This is a genomic window from Neochlamydia sp. S13 (genome assembly GCF_000648235.2).
In the GTDB taxonomy this organism is placed as follows: Bacteria; Chlamydiota; Chlamydiia; order Chlamydiales; family Parachlamydiaceae; genus Neochlamydia.
In genome coordinates this window covers 2202691-2222200 of sequence record NZ_AP017977.1, presented here as the reverse complement: position 1 = coordinate 2222200, position 19510 = coordinate 2202691, and the positions used below count along the sequence as shown (strand labels likewise).

Sequence of the window (19510 nt, the reverse complement as noted above, 5' to 3'; positions counted from 1 at the left end):
GCCCTCTAAATTTTGAGCATTATACCGGAAGTTCCACTTTTTTAGAAACAATCGGTAGCAATCAAGCTGTTGATTATTAATAATTTAAGTGAATTATCGGCGCTTCTTCCTAGTGACTACATGCGCATGATTCTTTGGTAAAACTTTTGGTAACTCTACTTTTAAGGCTTCAAGCATTTGTCTGTTTTGGTGACGTGGTTCGGGGATTTGCTGAAAACTTAAGCCATCATTTACTGTCCATTCTATTAGCGTTAAAGTAGATAAACTGCGCAAGCCCTCTTCTACTGTTAAATAAAGGTCCTTCCAGGCTTTATCAAGTTCTCTGATAATCATGTAGGCTAACATTACAATTAAAACATGGCCCCTTGTACTTTCTTCTGAACGTACATAGACTGGCCGTATCTCAAGATCGTTTTTTACTGTTCTAAAAGCTGATTCTACTCTAGCTAAATCTTTATAACGATCATGTACTTCTTGCATGCTCACTTCTTCGCAAGCAAGATCGGTTTTAATCACATAGCAACCATCTAGCTTAGCATCCTCAGCTAGTATTTCTTGATTGAGGCATACAGATAAACTTCTATCTTGTGCGCTAACTGTCACGCAAGTTTTAAGCGTTAAACGCTCGATTTTAGTTTTAATTTTTTTCAGCGCTACTTCTACCTGTGCTTTGGGATGCGCATGTAGATAGGCATTTTGCATAGCGACCAATTTTTCAATGCTAGCTAGCTTGCTGAGACGAGAATGGGCGATTTCCTGGGCGCGCACAGGATTGCGCTTAAGAATATATCTTATCCCATCTTCTTTGACTTCAGCCAAGTTATTATCAAATAGCGTATATTCGATCACACCTTTTTTCATTAAGGTCTCTATTTGAGCTTTTGTCATAGCGGTAATATAATGAAAACCCTGCTCTTGTAAATTTTCGATCTGCCCGCTTTTAATCATCCCTCTATCGCCTACAAAAGTGACTTTCTCGCATTTAAAGCGTTCTTTAGCTTTTTTGATCTGAGCATGGAAGGTAGAAGTATCTTGGGTATTGCCTTTAAACACTTCGGTTGATACGGGTGTGCCATCGGCTGAACTTAGCAAGCCTATCACAATTTGCTTCTTACCTTTCTTTTTGTCTCGGTTGTAACCCCAATCGGCAAGCTCGTTTTTCTCGCCTTCTAAATACGAGCTAGTGACATCATACAAAAATAAGTGAGGAGGTTTCTTGCAAAAACTTTTAGTAAATAATCGATCTTCGATAGAGGCTTGGCTTTGGCATAACCACAAAAGATTCTTATAAAGATCTTCTTCGTTAAAGCCCTTTTGCAAGTCAATTACAGGTGCAATGGCATACGTTTCTGCCAACCTGACGGCAGAAAGCCTTGAGCCTTGCTCCAATACGCGTGCTACCACTTGCCACAACGCGAGCTGACCTTCTCGGCTATTGCCAAGTGCATCCACAATTCCTAAACGTTTAGCCATTTGGTAGATCACCCATACGCCACCGACAGATAATCCCTCTTGCATTGTGGCTCCACTACACGAGGTTAAAGCTTGGAGATTACCTTTATGTTTTAAAGCTAACTCGATAGCAGCAATTTCTTCAGGTGTGCAATTGGATAGATTACCCACCGTGCGTTTTTTGACGGTTTTGCCTTCTCTATAGGATTCTCGTAGCAAAATTGTTTCATAAACTTTGCCGGCAGCTGATTTAAATTTTGACTTCACTATATGCATACCTACAAAATACACTAATAAAAAGATTTATGTAAATATTAAAAACAATTTTAATTAAAATTTTGGTGACTACAAAATTTTATAAAAAAGCCATAAAGCTTTAATAATAAAATAATTAAACACTTTAACCTTATAAAAAAAATGGAACTTCCGTTATACCTTCGGATCCATTTTTGAATAGCGCTTGTACAATAACCTAGCGCTTTTCCTATCTGATATGCGCTTTCTCCTTCCATCACCACTGCTCTTAGTTTACAACTGTAACTGCCATAGGCTTTCTTTTTTGCCATGGCATTTAATTCCTCTATTGTATGATAAAAAGCTACAAACATGGTTTCCTCCTTTCCAAACCTTTTCTCTCCCTAAATTATCCTCCTTATTTGAATTTAGAAAAAGGCTGTTTGCAATTCTCAATAGCTGCTACTTACGGAGTTCGTTTAAATGGTATAACCTACCTCGCTTTTTTTTCAGATAGATTCACGGAAGGGGGAGACCTTCTAAGCATTCAGGAGCAGCCACAGGTTTTGGGGATTCAGTGACGCGGCAACTTTGGTTTGGCTAAAAGAATGAGATTGATTCTTTGCCTTGTTTGAGAAAAACGGCTCTTTTTGGTGCCTTGTTTTAATTCTTCTGCCGAATGATAGAATCCAATACGCCAGTTTCTTCCTGTCAAGAAAAGTTATCCTCCCAGCTATAACAATCTGCAGAAAAAGAGAAAAACTTCTTGTTTTTATAAGTGTGTAGGTTAGTTTAAGCTTGCTTAGTTGCGGGAAGGAAAGCGGATTACTTGTTTAAAGATAAGGTGGCTAACAGTTTTTTATTTCACTTTAGCTTACTCCAATTTAAAAAGCACTTACAACCATTCTACAATTGAAAACGCTGCCTTATTTTTTCTGGAATATCTTTCAAAGGATTTTCCGCTAATTCAAGCTTGGTAAGCTGAGACAGCTGCCCGATTTCTGCAGGCAGACTGGTGAGCTGGTTTTGATTTAAGCTAAGCTGTAGCAGCTTAGACAACTGCCCGATTTCTGCAGGAAGGCTGGTGAGCTGGTTTTGATCTAATTGAAGCCATTGCAGCTGAGACAATTGACCTATTTCTGTAGGCAGAGCGGTGAGCTGGTTTTGGCTTAAAACAAGCCATTTTAGTTGAGACAGCCGCCCGATTTCTGCAGGCAGGCTGGTGAGCTGGTTTTGATTTAATTGAAGCACTTGCAGCTGAGACAATTGACCTATTTCTGCAGGAAGACTGGTAAGCTGGTTTTGATTTAAGTAAAGATATTGCAGCTGAGGCAGCTGCCCAATTTCTGCAGGTAGACTGGTGAGCTGGTTTTGATCTAATTGAAGCCATTGCAGCTGAGACAGCCGCCCTATTTCTGCAGGAAGAGCGGTGAACTGGTTTTGGATTAAGTTAAGCGTTTGCAGCTGAGACAATTGGCTTATTCCTGCAGGAAGGCTGGCGAGCTGGTTTTGGCTTAAGTTAAGCGTTTGCAGCTGAGACAATTGGCCTATTTCTGAGGGTAAATAAGTCAAGTCTGCTCTAAATAAATCCAAAGCCGTGATGTTTTTACAATTTTCTTCAATCCAATCTCTAAGAAGCTCTCCTTTTTTCTCTAGAGGCAAGTGCTTAATTTTTTCTCGGCTCAAGTATTCTTCCCCACCAGGAAGTTTTTTCCAAAGTAAAAGGCGATTAATATTTACAAGATAGGAAGAGTAATTAGCCAGCGTTAAGCCTCTTTTTTCTTCTGTTTTCCATTTAAATTCCAAAGGAGAAATCGATTTAGCTAAGGTAAAAACTTGCTTAAAAACTTGATAAACTTTTTGGGTAGAGGTAAGTCCAGGATTAAGTTGATAAACTTTAGCTAACATAAGAGTTCGCTGGGTAGTGGCATTCTTCGTGGGGAAATGAAGCTGTGCTATTTTTTTATAAAGAGGGGGCATGACTTCATTAGCCAGCAGATGATGCCATCTTTTACAGACGCTAAATAAGGAAGGAACTACGCAAGCCTCTAAGATAGGGAGCAGCAATTCATTGGGCAAGCTTTCAATAGATGCCGATGAGATAGGATGCATTTTATTTCCTTGGGTATTGATAACTTTTTCAGCATTTATATTTTTAAAAACAATATAAAAAAATTAAAGAAGCAAGTCAAAACAATTCGTATCCTTATCAATGAAAATAACTCACAGATAATCTACCTCGCTTTTTTTTCAGATAGATTCACGGAAAGGGGGGAGACCTTCCAAGCATTTAGGAGCAGCCACAGGTTTTGGGGATTAAGTGACTCGGCAATTTTGGTGCGGCTAAAGGAATGAGATTGATTCTTTGCCTTATTTGAGAAAAACGGCTCTTTTTGGTGCCTTGTTTTAATTCTTCTGCCGAATGATAGAATCCAATACACCAGTTTCTTCCTGTCAAGAAAAGTTATCCTCCCAGCTATAACAATCTGCAGAAAAAGAGAAAACTTCTTGTTTTTATAAGTGTGTAGGTTAGTTTAAGCTTGCTTAGTTGCGGAAAGGAAAGCGGATTACTTGTTTAAAGATAAGGTGGCTAACAGTTTTTTATTTCACTTTAGCTTACTCCAATTTAAAAAGCACTTACAACCATCCTACAATTGAAAACACTGCCTTATTTTTTCTGGAATATCTTTCAAAGGATTTTCCGCTAATTCAAGCTTGGTAAGCTGAGACAGCTGCCCGATTTCTGCAGGCAGACTGGTGAGCTGGTTTTGATTTAAGTAAAGCCATTGCAGCTCAGACAACTGCCCGATTTCTACAGGCAGGCTGGTGAGCTGGTTTTGATTTAAGTAAAGCGTTTGCAGCTGCTGAGATAGCTGCCCGATTTCTTCAGGCAGAGCGGTGAGCTGGTTGTCGTTTAAGTCAAGCGTTTGCAACTGAGATAACTGGCATATTTCTGGGGGTAAATAAGTCAAGCCTGCTTTAGATAAATTTAAAAACATGGTGTTTGTGCAATTTTCTTCAATCCAACCTCTAAGAAGCTCCCCTTTTTTCTCTAGAGACAAGTGCTTAATTTCTTCTCGTCTCAAGTATTCTTTCCCGCCAGGAAGTTTTTTCCAAAGCAAAAGGCGATTAATATTTAAGAGATAAGAAGAGTAATTAGCGAGAGTAAAATGCCTCTTTTCTCCTATTTGCACTTTAAATTCTAAAGTTGAAAGAGACTTGGCTAAAGTAAAGATTTGCCTAAAGATTGCATTTACCTTTCCTGCTTCAGAAAGCTTTTCTTCTAGCTTATAAATTTTATCTACAATAAGAGCCTGCTCCTTAACATTTCCTTGAGGAACATGCACTTTACCTATTTGCTTATAAAGAGGGAGCATGACTTCAGAAGCCAGCAGATGATGCCATCCTTTACAGACGCTAAATAAGGAAGGAACTGCGCAAGCCTCTAAGATAGGGAGCAGCAATTCATTGGGCAAGCTTTCAATAGAGGCCGATGAGATAGGATGCATTTTATTTCCTTGGGTAGTGACAACTTTTTCAGCATTTTTATTTTTTAAAAACAATATAAAAAATTAAAAAAGCAAGTCAAACCAATTCGTATCCTTATCAATGAAAACAACTCACAGATAATCTACCTCGCTTTTTTTTCAGATAGATTCACGGAAAGGGGGGAGACCTTTCAAGCATTTAGGAGCAACCACAGGTCCTGGCGATTAAGTGACGCGGCAATTTTGGTTTGGCTAAAAGAATGAGATTGATTCTTTGCCTTATTTGAGAAAAACGGCTCTTTTTGGTGCCTTGTCTTAATTCTTCTACCGCATGATGTAATACAATACGCCTAGCTTCTTCCTGTCAAGAAAAGTTACCCTCCCAGCCATAACACTCTACAGAAAAAGAGAAAAACTTCTTGTCGTTATAAATGTGTAGGTTAGTTTAAGCTTGCCTAGTTGCTGGAAGGCAACTTGTTTAAAGATAAGATGGCTAAGAGTTTTTTATTTCATTTTAGCCCACCCCGATTTAAAAGGTACTTACAACCATTCTACAATTGAAAACGCTGCCTTATTTTTTCGGCGATATCCTTCAAAGGATTTTCCGCTAATTCAAGTGTTTGCAGATCAGACAGCTGCCCAATTTCTGCAGGCAGAGCGGTGAGTTGGTTTTGATTTAATTCAAGCCATAGCAGCCGGGACAGCTGCCCAATTTCTGCAGGCAGAGCGGTGAGCTGGTTTTGATTTAAGTAAAGCCCTTGCAGCTGAGACAATTGGCCTATTTCTGTAGGCAGAGCGGTGAGCTGGTTTTGGCTTAAGTAAAGCCATTGTAGCTGATCCAGCCGTCCTACTTCTGCAGGAAGACTGGTGAGCTGGTTTCGATTTAAGTAAAGCTCTTGCAGCTGAGACAGCTGCCCGATTTCTACAGGAAGGCTGGTGAGCTGATTTTGATTTAAGTCAAGCCCTTTCAACTGAGACAATTGCCCAACTTCTGCAGGCAGGCTGGAGAGCTGGTTTTGATTTAAGGAAAGGGTTTGCAGCTCAGACAATTGGCCTATTTCTGGGGGTAAATAAGTCAAGCCTGCTCTAGATAAATCCAAAGCCGTGATGTTTTTACAATTTTCTTCAATCCAATCTCTAAGAAGCTCTCCTTTTTTCTCTAGAGGCAAGTGCTTAATTTCTTCTCGGCTCAAGTATTCTTCCCCACCAGGAAGCTTTTTCCAAAGTAAAAGGCGATTAATATTTAAGAGATAAGAAGAGTAATTAGCCAGAGTTAAGCCTCTTTTTTCTTCTGTCTTCCATTTAAATTCTAAAGTTGAAAGAGACCTGGCTAAAGTAAAGATTTGCCTAAAGATTGCATTTACCTTTGCTGCTTCAGAAAGCTTTTCTTCTAGCTTATAAATCCTATCTACAATAAGAGCCTGCTCCTTAGTATTTCCTTGAGGAACATGCACTTTACCTATTTGCTTATAAAGAGGGGGCATGGCTTCAGAAGCCAGCAGATGATGCCATCTTTTACAGACGCTAAATAAGGAAGGAACTACGCAAGCCTCTAAGATAGGGAGTAGCAATTCATTGGGCAAGCTTTCAATAGATGCCGAAGAGATAGGATGCATTTTATTTCCTTGGGTAGTGATAATTTTTCAGCATTTTCATTTTTAAAGAAATATAAAATAATTAAAAAAGCAAGTCAAATCAATCTTGATTATTTTGAGGGGCTTTTGACTTATTTTAAGCACTGAGTGACAAATGTCAAGCCTGAAGGAATTAACAATAAAATCAAGACCCTGAAACGGTAAGCCTATGGATATCGAGAGATGGAGTACTTCAAGCTGCACCCTTATCATCTTCATAAACAAGAAACATCGTAAGTAAGATGATAAATCCTACAAAACCGGATGAACCTCTATTTCCATAACTTTTAGCTGTTTAGTTTAAAACTTTAAAGAAAACATCTTACTCGATTAGTCTTCAGAATTCCTAATTATTTTTTTGCTAAGGAATGTAAGTTTTAAAATTATAGCGGAGCGCTACCGAAATAGACGTAAAAGCTTTGCGCTTGGCTTCAACCTGATTGCAGGAATTTATAACTTGGAATTGAATAGATTGAGTTTCAAAAGAGGCCTAGCATTACTATAGGCGATGGTCATTATAAGGACATAAGCATCAAGCGAGCGCCTATTTTATCATTGTCAAAGTTAAATAATAGGAGGTGTTTCGGCTTCAGAAGGTAGCCATGGATAGAAGTTCAAGCTTTACTTAGGTTTTGGATAATTCGTTGAGTTTTAAAAAAATTGTCCCAGCTTAAAGTTATTAAATGGCTTGTACCTCCTGCTTTTCGGATGAGGCCCTATCTTTAATACTTCTCACTAGGCTCCTTCGCTTGCTCGATGTAAGCGTTCGGACAAGGTAGATAAAATTCCCCTTTTTAAAAAATTTACATCTACATAAGCCTCTTGGTGTTTTTCTTGATCAAGTTGTCGGAGAACGGCATATAGATTAGAGGCGGCTAGATCAGGTTCTGCAAGAGGCCCTAAAGCAAAAACTTTGCAGCCTGCAGGATAATGTCGATCGCTGAAGCCAATAATAACGCCTTCTACAATATTTTTAAAAGACTGTACAAGTTTTAACTTAGCTTGAGGAGCATAGTGACGATACATGCCTCCTGGGCAAAGAGGTTTTTCACTGTTTTGTTGCTGAAATAAAGGAAGGTATCCTAGAGAAGAGCAAAAATCTTCAGCAGTTAAAGCACCTTGACGTATAATTTGCCAGTAGCCATTTCTATAAGTTAAGATCGTAGATTCTAAGCCCTTTTGGCAGGTTCCTCCGTCTAACACTGGAAAGGCCTTGCCAAAATCATGTTCAACATGTTCAATACGAGTAGAGGATGGGCTGCCTGAAAGGTTTGCTGAGGGCATAACCAGAGGTCCTGTTTGCTTCAACAATTCTAAAGCTAAAGGATGCCGAGGAATGCGAAAAGCTGCAGTGGGCAAGTTGGCACGTGCTTTGGCTGGAATTAATCTACATTTGACTGGTAGCACGATTGTCATAGGGCCAGGCCAAAAAACTTGTGCTAAGATCTCTAAATCGCTGATGTTTCCTTGCTGGTAAGATAATACCTCGTTAAGTTCAGCCACATGGATGATTAAAGGATTATTAGAAGGGCGTCCTTTAAGGGTGTAGATATGCTCGATAGCCTGAAGGTGATTTAAAGAAGCTGCTAGCCCATACACAGTTTCTGTGGGCACACCTACTACTTCTCCAGTATTCAGCCTGTGGGCAGCCTCTTTTAAGGAGATGCGCATAATAGCTCAATAATCTCTTGTAGATAGATAATGAAGTGATCAATTTCTTCTTTAGTATTGTATAAGCCAAAAGATATTCTAGCTGTGGCTGGCACACCAAAATGGCGCATGGTGGGCTGTGCACAATGATGTCCTGTGCGTATAGCTACGCCTTTTAAGTCCAGCATAGTGCCAATATCGAGCGGATGAGCTCCTTCCACGATAAAGCTGATGATAGCCGCTTTTTCTTTAGGCTTTCCAATGATGCGCACTTGTGGAATGCTTTCCATTTTTTCAATGGCATACTCTAAGAGCTCCTGCTCATGAGCGTGGATAGCAGAAAAGCCGATCGTGTTGATATAATCAATAGCAGTGCCTAAACCAATCACTTCCGCGATAAGGGGTGTGCCTGCTTCAAACTTTAAAGGTAGCACATTATAGGTAGTTTCTTCCCAATCGACCTTATCAATCATATCGCCTCCTCCTTGATAAGGTGGCATTTGATTGAGAAGCTCTGCCTTGCCGTATAAAATTCCTATTCCTGTAGGCCCGTAAAGTTTATGACCTGAGAAAGCGTAAAAATCTGCGTCTAAGGTTTGGACATCGACTTTCATATGCGGAACAGCTTGCGCGCCATCCACCAGTACTTTGCTTCCATAGGCATGAGCCATTTGAATCATCTCGTGGACGGGATTGATAGTGCCAATGGCATTAGAAACGTGCGTTAAAGCGACTAGCCTAGTTTTAGAATTTAAAAGCTTAGCAAACTCTTCGAGTTTTAAATTTCCTTGGCTGTCGAGGGGAATAAATCTTAGGACAGCTTTTCTATCTTCACACATCATTTGCCAGGGAACAATATTGGCATGATGTTCAATCTGCGTTAAAATAATTTCATCACCAGGCTTAATAAACGCTTTTCCAAAAGAATAAGCCACTAAGTTGATAGAGTCTGTGGTGCCGCGCGTAAAGATAATCTCTTCGATTTTTGAGGCATTCAGAAGCTTTTGAACTTTCTCGCGGGCTTCCTGATATTTTTTAGTAGCCAAAAGAGAAGATTCGTAAATCGTTCGGTGAACAGTACTGTAATGATTTTGATAAAAATCTTGGATGGAATCAATCATGCACTGCGGCTTTTGAGCTGTAGCGGAAGAATCAAAATAGATGAGCGGTTTTCCATGCATCGTTTTTGCAAGCATGGGAAAATCTTTCCTAATTTTTCCCACATCAAAAGAAGCTGGTTTCATCGCCTGGCTCCTGCATAAGGTATCGAGAGGCTTGCTTGTTAATGGCTTTCATAAGAGAAGGGTAGGGGATCATCTCAATAATTTCTTTACAAAAGCCGTAGACTAAAAGATTTTTAGCTGCTTTTTCAGAATACCCCCGCGTCCTTAAGTAAAAAAGCTGTTCCTGATCAAGCTGTCCCATGGTAGCTCCATGAGAAGCTTTAACATCATCTGCAAATATTTCAAGGTTAGGCTTACTATCGGCTTTAGCTTTATCACTAAGCAGTAAGTTACTATTCAGCTGAAAAGCTTGGGTCTTTTGGGCAGCTTGGTGTACTAAAATTTTGCCTTCAAAGCTAGAATGGCTAGCATCGTTTAAAACACTTTTAAAAAGCTGCATGGAGCGGCAGTAAGGGGCTTGATGTTCTACTAAAATATTTGCGTGGGCTTCTGCTTGATCAGAAAGCATCCAAAGGCCATTTAAGCTAGCCTCTGCATTTTCACCGGCGAGGACTATTCGGTAGTCATTCCTTAAAGAAGTAGAGCCTTTACTAGCCAAAATAGATTTGAAGGTACTACCTTTTTTGAGGCTAGCGCGAAAAGCTTCGAAATACCAATGCTTATTTAATATTTCAAAAGGAACTTGGAAGTAGCGTAGATGAGATTCTTCATCCATTGCCAATTCAATAGAAATATTGGATAAAAATTGTTTTCCTGGCCCATCCACGTGGGTGGCAATTAAATCCAGCTGGGAGTGCGCCCCCATGAAGCCTTGGATTCTCGGGTTCGTCCATAGAGAAAGGTTGGGCTCATGACTATTAAAATGTAATAGCTGCAAAGGGACATCTGCCAGAGTTTTAGGGGGAGCATAGATAAAGATTCCTTGACGATGCAGCGCCGCATTAAGAATCGCAAAAGGATCCTTTTCTTCTATAAGCAGTTTATTCCATTGATTGTTTAGAAAGCTTCCATAAGTCCGCCAAGCTTCCTTTAAAGGTAGAATGACCATTCTTTTAGGAAGAGCAGACAAATTAGATAGCTGTGGATAATAATTTCCATTAATCATCACTAAAACAGAGCCTGAGCATTCGGGCAAGATGTGCGGGGCAATAGAATCAGCAGATAAGGGGATAATGTGGGCGGGCTCAAAGGCTTGTATATAAAGATTTCTTAAACGAAGATATTGAAAAACTTCAGATTGGCGAGTGGGTAAACCTATTTCTAAAAAACGCAGCCAGGCTTTTTCTTTAAGCTTTCGCGTAGGGTCTTTTTCTTCAAGAGCGCCCACATACATCTTTTGAAGCATCTGCTGAAAAGCTTGTTGATCGGTATAGTTCTCCGTGATCATCGTAGAGCCTCGCTTTGAGGAGCTGGCACTAACCAATCGTACCCTTTATCTTCTAGCTGGTGGGCTAATTCAGGACCACCTGATTGCACTATTTTTCCTTCCACCATGACATGGACGACGTTAGGTTTAATATAGTCGAGAAGCCTTTGATAGTGAGTGATAAGAATTAAGCCCATCTGAGGATTCATCAGTTGATTGACGCCTCGAGCCACAATACGCATGGCATCAATATCAAGCCCTGAGTCAGTTTCGTCTAAGATCGCAAGCGCAGGCTGTAAAACAGCCATTTGTAAGATTTCATTGCGTTTTTTTTCTCCGCCAGAAAAGCCTTCATTCAGGCTACGTTCTTTAAATTCCGTTTTAATTTCCATACGTTTCATAATCTCATCAAGAGATTTCTCAAACTCTACTAAAGGCATTTCAGGAGCGCCTTTGGCTTTCAATACAGAATTATAAGAAGCATGTAAGAACTGCAAATTGCTAACCCCAGGAATTTCCAAAGGATATTGAAAGCTCATAAAAATTCCTGCATGAGCTCTATCTTCTGGTGCCAATTCCACTATATTTTGGCCTTTGAATAAAATCTCTCCTGAAGTAATTTCATAAGCCGGATGGCCTGCTAAAATTTTTGCGAGGGTAGATTTTCCTGCACCATTAGGACCCATGATGGCATGAATTTCACCGGCTTGCACAGTTAAGTTTAATCCTTTTAAAATAGGCTTGTTTTCTACATTGGCATGAAGATTTTTAATTTCTATAAGCGCTTGGGGAAGGTGAGTCATGAATAATTATCCAACCGAATTTTCAAGTTTTAATGTTAGCAATTTTTGAGCCTCTGCAGCAAACTCAAGAGGTAACTCTTTAATCACGTCTTTACAAAAGCCGTTAACGATCATATTGACAGCATCTTCTTGAGAAAGGCCGCGGCTTCTCATATAGAAAAGTTGCTCTTCATTCATTTTAGAGGTAGAGGCTTCATGTTCCACTTGGCTAGAAGAGTTGCCTACCTCAATATAAGGAAAAGTGTTAGCGGAGCATTGATCTCCTACTAACATGGAGTCGCATTGCGTATAGTTACGAGCTCCATGGGCTCTGGGCACAATTTTAACTAGGCCACGGTAACTGTTGTGAGAGGTATCGGCTGAGATTCCTTTAGAAACTATGGTTGAACGGGTGTTTTTTCCTAGATGAATCATTTTTGTTCCTGTATCAGCCTGCATATGATGATTAGTCAGGGCTACCGAGTAAAATTCCCCTACGGAATGATCACCTTGCAGAATGCAGCTAGGATATTTCCAGGTAATAGCAGCTCCCACTTCTACTTGGGTCCATGAAATTTTAGACGAAATACCTGCGCAGCGACCTCGCTTAGTTACAAAATTATAAATTCCACCTGCTCCAGTTTTTGGATTACCTGCATACCAGTTTTGAACGGTAGAGTATTTAATTTCCGCATGATCCAAAGCAACAAGCTCTACTACCGCAGCATGGAGCTGATTATTGTCATAAGCAGGCGCTGTGCACCCTTCTAAATAGCTCACAGATGAGCCTTCTTCGGCAATGATAAGGGTGCGTTCAAATTGGCCGCTTTCTTTATCGTTAATGCGAAAATAGGTAGAAAGTTCCATGGGGCACTTAACGCCTTTAGGAATGTAAACAAAAGAGCCATCAGTAAACACCGCAGAGTTTAAGGTAGCATAAAAATTATCACCAATAGGAACGACACTGCCTAAATATTTTTTTATAAGATCAGGATAAAGGTTAATGGCTTCAGAGATCGAGCAAAGAACCACTCCTGCCTCCTCTAAATTTTTCTTAAAAGTGGTCCCAATCGAAACGGAATCAAAAACCATATCGACCGCGACATTCGTTAATCTCTTTTGTTCATCCAAAGGAATCCCTAATCTTTCAAAAGTACGTAAAATCTCTGGGTCTACTTCATCTAAGCTATTATACTTAGCCTTAGTCTTAGGAGCAGAGTAATAGCAAATATTTTGAAAATCAATAGGAGGATAGTGGAGATTAGGCCAAACGGGTGGGGTAGATTCAAGCCATAAGCGGTAGGCTTTAAGACGAAAATCTAGCAAAAATTGAGGTTCATCTTTTTTTGCCGAGATGGCACGTATAGTCATCTCATTGAGCCCTTTAGGTAAGCTATCCATTTCAACCGCAGTTGAAAATCCGTATTTATAATCGGATTGACCCCTAAATGCTTCTTGTGTAGCCATTAAATTCTCCTTATAACTTGCTAAGAGGATATCACAGTAGAGACAAATGTAAAAAGTAAAAAGTTGACGACAGATAGCCTTTAATCAAAGCTTCGATCTTACAAAGATTAAAAAAGCATTATAACATTTAAATGATTAATTTTCAAATAACTAAGCATTAAAAACTATTTTTTCTTAAGCTATTTTTCAAAGGGGTAGGAAGTTCTCTTTTAGCTTTTTTTCTCAAGAGATTTAATAAAGTACCAATACCCCTATCATGTAGCTTTAAAGGTGTAATCTTTGGGGACGCACTATCAATCTAAAGGTCCAGGGCAGCTATTCAGATCTCGAACACTCTCAAAAATCCACGGTTTATGAAATCCAAACTTTTTGGCTATTCGATTGGTGGTTCGTAAGACCTTTTTCTAGAAGAGAGCGTTAGAAAAATATAATTTTCATAAACTTCTAACGGTTAATAAACCTTACCTACATAGTGACGGCAAAAAGATTTATCTAATGATTGATCTCTTCATCGAGCTTTTTTTTATCCATCAGTTTATCATCTTGGTAAGTTTGCAAAACTCTTGGATGGCCTCTCTGATCATATTTATTAAACTTGCCATGACGTAAATCATTTTTATATTCTGCTTCAAAGTAGAGAACTCCTCTATTATTCCAATATTGAAAAAGGCCTTCTTTTTTTCCGCTTTGGTAGGTGCCGCGTGAAGCAAGCTGCTCATTTTCATGATAAGATAGAACTTCTCCATTTTTTTGCCCCTGAATGTAATCTTCTTTACGACAAATTTTCCCATTGGGAAAGTATTCAAGAAGGGGGCCTTGCAAAACATCGTTTTTGTAAGACAAGGTAAGGTGAGTCTTGCCATCCTCGTAGTAGGTGGTACTCATTCCGTCACGAACGCCGTGATGATAAGAGGTGCTGCTGATTTTATTGCCAGCTTCATTATATTCGGCCAGCTCACCTTCAAGAAGTCCATTTACATAGTGAGCCTCTAGAGCTTTAACTTGAGGGTCAGTATCACGAGAAGGATAAAAAATTTGATGCAGGCCTTCCAAACGATTATTTTGGTAATGAGACTTTACTATCAGGCCATTTGGCTTACGAGCTTGATAAGGGCCTTCTAGATTACCATGTTGGTAATAGCCTTGCTCGATAAGAGTACCCTCTTGATTCCATAAGGCTTTAAGGCCATGAAGGATGCCATGATCATAGGTTAATACGGCTTGAGGCTGACCATTTTTATAAAAGCTTTTTTGTTCCCCATGCATCTTTCCTTCGAGATAATTTAACAGGTGGGAAGGGCTTTGTTGACTCGTTATGGCATCCATAGGATAAAGCTCACGCGCAGGTCCTGTTCGCAAACCTTGTTGATAAGTGTATTCTTGATGAAGCGAGCCATCTTCGTACCAAGTAAAGGAAGTGCCCTCAATTTTTCCATGCTGGTAGTTTAGCTGGCTAGCTTTTTGCCCATTAGGCCAAAATGTTTCTTCTTTGCCGTGTAATCTGCCGTTTTGATAGAAGCTGATGCGTTTGAGTTGACCTTTATTATGCCACTCTTGAACTTTATGGATAGGGAGGTTTTGATCAAAGGACGCTTCATATAAAAGTGTGCCTTCTTCATTCCAGTGACGAGATTCGCCTTGTTGCTGGCCATGAGAATAGCCAGTGCGGTTTTTAAGTTGGCCATTGGGAAACCATTCTTCATAGGTCCCATGCAGGGCCCCTTTAAGATAACAGGCTTGAATATTGAGCTTTCCATTAGAATGCCATGCTTGACTAGGGCCATCCTTCATATTTTCTTTATAGCTTTCCTTTAGAGAAGGGTGGCCATTCTCAAACCATTCTTCAAGCAAGCCAGTTTTTTGATGGTTTGCATAGGTTATACGAAGCTTAGGCTGGCTATTTTTATGAAACTCTTCTTGTTTTCCATCTAATTGCCCGTTTCTATAGAAATAGCTACTTTTAAGTACTCCTGTGGGGTACCATTCCTTATAGGAACCTTCGTAATTTCCATGGATAAGCCTATATTCAGCAAGCTTATTGCCACTATCGTCCAACTCTAAGATGGGCTCAAGTAAATACCCGTGGGGATCATAATGTGCGGATTTAGCTACTTTACCATTAGGATGGTTGAGAAAGTGCAGCCCTGTCGGAGTACCTTGAATAAATCTTCCTTGGCCTATTAGCTGGCCGTTCTCATTAAAAAATTGCTCTAAGCCTTCTTTTTTTCCTAAAGTATAGCTAGCTCTGTAGCTCTCTTTGCCATTAGGATGATATTTTACATGCTGGCCGTTAGGCTGCCCATATAAAAAATCTTGAAACTCTTTTGTCATACGATTGGGATAATATAGATGGAGGGCAGGGACAGTTTTTCCATTATCAAGCAGCCCTAAATGATAATAGACTTCTGCTTTTAAAGAGCCATCCTCATACCATTCTTGGGTAAGTCCGTGTCTTAGTCCTTGTTGATAATGAATAAGAGAAGCTTTTACTTTATTAGGATAAAAAGTTTCATATGGGCCACTAAGTTGATCAATTTTATAAAAGCCTTTTCCTGCTATTTCTCCATTAGAGTAACGAATCTCTAACGGGCCATGCTTAACATCTTGTTTCATATAATGAACGCTTTCTATTAAGCCATTAGGAAAATAGGTTCTGACGGGTCCGTGAAGCTTACCCTTATCATAAAAAACAATCTTTTGAATGGAACTATCTTCATTAAAAAATAGCTGAGGGCCATGATAAACAGGACGTTTATCTAAATAGAGTAAATCAGCCTCTCTTTCAGGATTAGCATTTTTTCTAAAGCGTATTTCTTTGACCGGAACCCCTTCTTTACTTTCGCCAGAGGGCTCGTAATATAAGATAATTTTAGGGGTGCCATCCGGATGATGATCGATAATTTCCAGGCGCCAATTGGGTTGACGTTCTTTTAAAGTCGTGATTACAGCTTCTGTAATGGGAATCTCACCAGCTTGGTGTTGGGGTTTATCCTCGCTAAAGCCATTAGTGAAGATACTGAGGATAACAAGAAATATATTAAGGCGCCAAAAATACATGAAATACCTTAAATGAAAACATTTTTTAATTTAACTGCCCTTTAATCTCATTTTTTTCTAAATCTGGCAACCATAAAGTAGCCATTATTCCTATAATAAAAAAAATACCTAGGATGCTTAAAGCATAGACGGGGGCATGCTCATTAAAAAATCTAGTCATTAAGCCCCCTCCGCCTTGTCCTAAGCCTTCCGACACACACCACGCCATGCCCATCAAGAAAGCACTTACCATGCCTGGACTTTCAGGGACCAACCAATGGCCAAAAGCGATCAATACTGAATTAACAGTGGCGAAAAAAGCCCCCAATAAAAAAATTAGAGCAACAAACGTTATATTGTCAAAAGTAGGATAAAGCAAAAATATATAAAAAGCTATCATAGCAGCCACTGTAGCCCATAGGATAACTCTCTTAGGCGAATATCGATCAGATAGATAGCCTGCCGGAATCAACATCACAGCGCCTCCTAAGATAAGAAAAAGATGACCGCCGCCATGGCAAATCCAAGGGTTGTAACCTTTACATATCAAAGTGTCAGGCAGAAGAAAAATGGTAGCCCAAAAAAGCGTTTGATTGCAGACTTGCGCGATATACAAGAGACGTAGATTGCGATTTTTGAACATCCTAAAAAGGGCTTTGAGATTAACCTCATGGGCGGAGTGAATAGGGGTAAAATTGTGGATACCTTGAAGACCGTAGAATGAAGTAAATACCAAAAGGATTGCCGGCAGGGTCAAAATGGCCGTGGCACCATGTAAAGCAGAATGAAAGTAAGTATAGATGATTTGGCTGCTTGCAAGCCCTAAGGCTCCTCCAGAAGCAAAGATAGCAATTACCATTGCTTTACGATGAGGCGTTAAAGCTCCAGATAAGCTAGTCGCTGCAGGATGAAAAGCTCCCGACCCTACACAAGTAATAGAATAAATCAATAAAAGTATCCAGTAATTTGTGGAGTAAGCTAAAAAGGTGTTGGCAGCAGTAAACAAGATGCCCAAGCAGATAAGCTGCTTACGCCATCCTCGGTCGCTCAACGGCCCGAAAAATATTTGCATCCCTTCCCCAAAGAAAGCTCCTGCAGCCGAGATAGTACCAGCAAGAAATAAGTCTAAATGAGCCAATGTTTTATACATAGCCCATATCCCTATCATAAAATCTACGAGAAAGTGCGCTAACCAGATAAAGATTAACGGGCGGATCATATAAAAGTCATAAAATAATAATTTAAAGAAAGTAGATGCTATTATAAAGTTTTGGAATTAAGTAATAAAGGGAATAGTATGCTAGCTAGGCCTTTTAGGATCTTCTTTAATTTTAGCCTTCTAAAAGTAGCTGCCTACTTTTCTGTTATATCTTTTATGACGAAAAATTAGTTTAAACATAACGCAGAGAAAAAATTTTCATAGAAGTTAGCATGTCTAACCGAAAAACGAGCGAACATAGGCCTATTTGACTAGCCTCATTAACTCCCTCTGGCTTTATGAAGAGGCGCGCCGCATTTACTCATTTCCCTCTTTTTCGCTTAACATTCTTGCTTTCTCCTTTGGAAGAATCTTTTTAAGTAAAAGTAGCAGGATTGCTCTCAAGCGAAATATGAAATGAGTATGCATGCCTTATGGAAGAAAATGGTGTACCTCGAGCAACAAATTGAGCAGATAAAGATTGTGACAGAAGAGTTAAATACAGCTTTAGAGGAAAAAGCTCCTATACGCGAGGTGATAAAGAATGTTCAAACGCGCTATGAAGAAGAATATTTAAATTAATAACTTTTAAATCAAGGTAAAAAAATGATTAAATGTCTTATGGGGTGTAATTAAAAGTGTTGGCAAGATAAGGAAGGATTAATACATACTGAAAATGTAGCAAAAGGAGGTTCATATGTTTAACGAAGAAGAAGTTAATAAAGTATTTAATCGCTTAAAGAATCATCCCAACTTATTAGAATCCATTAGAGAATTATTAGATATTACCGAAGGAGTTAAAGGGATTGAAGTGGCGGATGATGCGGAATTTGCTCTTATTCCCGAAGTTAGAGGCTTAGGAAAAAAATGCCTTGAGGATTGGGCAAAGCATCAAGTAAATGAACAAGAAGCTAAGGCTCGGGAAATGAAATTAAGACGGCACTCAAAAAAAAACTAAATTGGCATACAACATTTGGGATAGTAGGCATGGAAGAGAGATGCTTCCTACAAGCAGGAAAATTGATTAGACCCTTTTCCTTGTCTTCCAAGGTTAGATGTAGAGGGTATTCTTTACCGTTAGAGCGAGCAATAACCGACTTTGGAGCAGATATTGCGTTTGGAAAAGTAGGGGAAAAGATGAAGGAGCATTATGGAATTGAAGCTCCCTCTTCCATGGTTAGATTGATTACCCAAAAGCATGCAAGCAAAATAGCTAAGCTAAAAAAAGAAACGTCGAGCCAAGAAGCAATTATTATCAGTGAAACAGATGGGAGTATGGTACCCATTGTGGAGATAGATGAGGCCGACAAACAAGCAAAAAAAGATGCAAGAAAAGCACGGAAAGTATGTTGGAAAGAAGCCAAACTAAGTTTGGCAAGAGGCAAGGATAGAGCCAACCGCTTTTATGCTGGTAGTATTGGAACGGCAGAACAAGCGGGTCAACAGATGCTAGAATGTGCTTCTTTAGCGGGTCTGAAAGAAGGCAGCTATGTGCATGTCGTAAGTGATGGTGCTCCGTGGATAGCTGAACAAGTAAAGCTAAAATTTTGCAATCGAAGCGGTCACTTAATTGATTTTTATCATCTGTGTGAATATTTATCCGAGGCTGCGATTTGGTGCAATATTTTTGAGCCAAAAAAGTGGTTAGAAGAAAGTAAAGAGAAGTTAAAAGCTGGAAAAAGCCGAGAAGTTTTCAAAGAGATTGAAATTAAGTTCAAGGGGCTAGATCATCCTGAGCAGGAGAATGGCTTAGTGAGATGTTATAGATATATGGAAAAAAGACTGGATATGATGAATTATAAAAGCGCTTTAGATAAAGGCTTACCGATTGGTTCAGGCGAAATAGAGAGTAGCCATAGGCATGTGGTGCAAAAGAGGCTGAAAATAGCGGGAGCTTGGTGGAAGGCAGAAAATGCTAATGCGATACTGAACTTAAGAATAGGTAGATTAAATGGCCACTGGGAAGCTTACTGGAGTTCCTACAAAACTGCTGCTTAAAAAGAATTGCCAACACTTTTG

At 39.5% G+C, this 19510-nt stretch carries 15 protein-coding genes; 3 read left to right on the top strand and 12 right to left on the bottom strand.

The genetic code is table 11. The annotated features are described in order from the left end of the window. Window positions 1-93 precede the first annotated feature (93 nt). The 12 genes from TY21_RS08570 to TY21_RS08515 form a co-directional block, all read right to left on the bottom strand. Window positions 94-1728 carry an IS1634 family transposase gene (locus tag TY21_RS08570; RefSeq protein ID WP_130589515.1) on the bottom strand — a complete coding sequence of 545 codons (1635 nt, stop codon included), beginning with the start codon at window positions 1726-1728 and terminating at the stop codon, window positions 94-96. Window positions 1729-1778: 50 nt separating this feature from the next. Continuing rightward, window positions 1779-2060 (bottom strand): helix-turn-helix domain-containing protein, encoded by a 282-nt coding sequence (locus TY21_RS08565; protein WP_130589654.1) that lies wholly within the window; start codon window positions 2058-2060, stop codon window positions 1779-1781. Between the two features lie 532 nt (window positions 2061-2592). After that, window positions 2593-3798, bottom strand: coding sequence for a leucine-rich repeat domain-containing protein (locus TY21_RS08560; RefSeq protein WP_197725053.1), 1206 nt, complete (start codon window positions 3796-3798; stop codon window positions 2593-2595). 536 nt (window positions 3799-4334) lie between these two features. Beyond that, window positions 4335-5195, bottom strand: a complete 861-nt coding sequence (locus TY21_RS08555) for a leucine-rich repeat domain-containing protein (RefSeq protein WP_197725052.1) — start codon at window positions 5193-5195, stop codon at window positions 4335-4337. 530 nt (window positions 5196-5725) lie between these two features. Next, a complete protein-coding gene (locus TY21_RS08550; protein WP_052354485.1) occupies window positions 5726-6790 on the bottom strand; it encodes a leucine-rich repeat domain-containing protein in 1065 nt (354 codons plus the stop codon). A 753-nt stretch (window positions 6791-7543) separates the two neighbouring features. Beyond that, window positions 7544-8479 (bottom strand): L-threonylcarbamoyladenylate synthase, encoded by a 936-nt coding sequence (locus TY21_RS08545; protein WP_042240240.1) that lies wholly within the window; start codon window positions 8477-8479, stop codon window positions 7544-7546. Beyond that, on the bottom strand, window positions 8464-9702 hold the full coding sequence (locus TY21_RS08540; protein WP_042240246.1) for a cysteine desulfurase: 1239 nt from the start codon (window positions 9700-9702) through the stop codon (window positions 8464-8466). The genes TY21_RS08545 and TY21_RS08540 overlap by 16 nt, the downstream gene beginning before the upstream one ends. Continuing rightward, the gene (gene sufD, locus TY21_RS08535; protein WP_042240249.1) at window positions 9683-11029 is read right to left on the bottom strand and encodes a Fe-S cluster assembly protein SufD; all 1347 of its coding nucleotides are present in this window, start codon (window positions 11027-11029) and stop codon (window positions 9683-9685) included. Before sufD ends, TY21_RS08540 begins: the two co-directional genes overlap by 20 nt. Beyond that, window positions 11026-11811, bottom strand: coding sequence for a Fe-S cluster assembly ATPase SufC (sufC, locus tag TY21_RS08530; protein ID WP_042240252.1), 786 nt, complete (start codon window positions 11809-11811; stop codon window positions 11026-11028). The genes sufD and sufC overlap by 4 nt, the downstream gene beginning before the upstream one ends. 6 nt (window positions 11812-11817) lie before the next feature. Beyond that, window positions 11818-13257 (bottom strand): Fe-S cluster assembly protein SufB, encoded by a 1440-nt coding sequence (gene sufB / locus TY21_RS08525; RefSeq protein ID WP_042240255.1) that lies wholly within the window; start codon window positions 13255-13257, stop codon window positions 11818-11820. Between the two features lie 492 nt (window positions 13258-13749). Then, window positions 13750-16314: a toxin-antitoxin system YwqK family antitoxin gene (locus TY21_RS08520; protein WP_042240258.1), complete on the bottom strand. Its 2565-nt coding sequence runs from the start codon at window positions 16312-16314 to the stop codon at window positions 13750-13752. Window positions 16315-16339: 25 nt separating this feature from the next. Beyond that, the gene (locus tag TY21_RS08515) at window positions 16340-17512 is read right to left on the bottom strand and encodes an MFS transporter (RefSeq protein ID WP_079979881.1); all 1173 of its coding nucleotides are present in this window, start codon (window positions 17510-17512) and stop codon (window positions 16340-16342) included. 402 nt (window positions 17513-17914) lie between these two features. Between TY21_RS08515 and TY21_RS11100 the strand changes: the two genes are divergently transcribed. The 3 genes from TY21_RS11100 to TY21_RS08505 all read left to right on the top strand — a co-directional run bounded on the left by TY21_RS11100 (window position 17915) and on the right by TY21_RS08505 (window position 19489). Next, complete coding sequence (locus tag TY21_RS11100) at window positions 17915-18073, top strand: hypothetical protein (protein ID WP_158623057.1); 159 nt, start codon at window positions 17915-17917, stop codon at window positions 18071-18073. 115 nt (window positions 18074-18188) lie between these two features. After that, the gene (locus TY21_RS08510; RefSeq protein WP_042239862.1) at window positions 18189-18449 is read left to right on the top strand and encodes a hypothetical protein; all 261 of its coding nucleotides are present in this window, start codon (window positions 18189-18191) and stop codon (window positions 18447-18449) included. Window positions 18450-18478: 29 nt separating this feature from the next. After that, on the top strand, window positions 18479-19489 hold the full coding sequence (locus TY21_RS08505; protein ID WP_130589448.1) for a hypothetical protein: 1011 nt from the start codon (window positions 18479-18481) through the stop codon (window positions 19487-19489). Window positions 19490-19510: the final 21 nt, after the last annotated feature.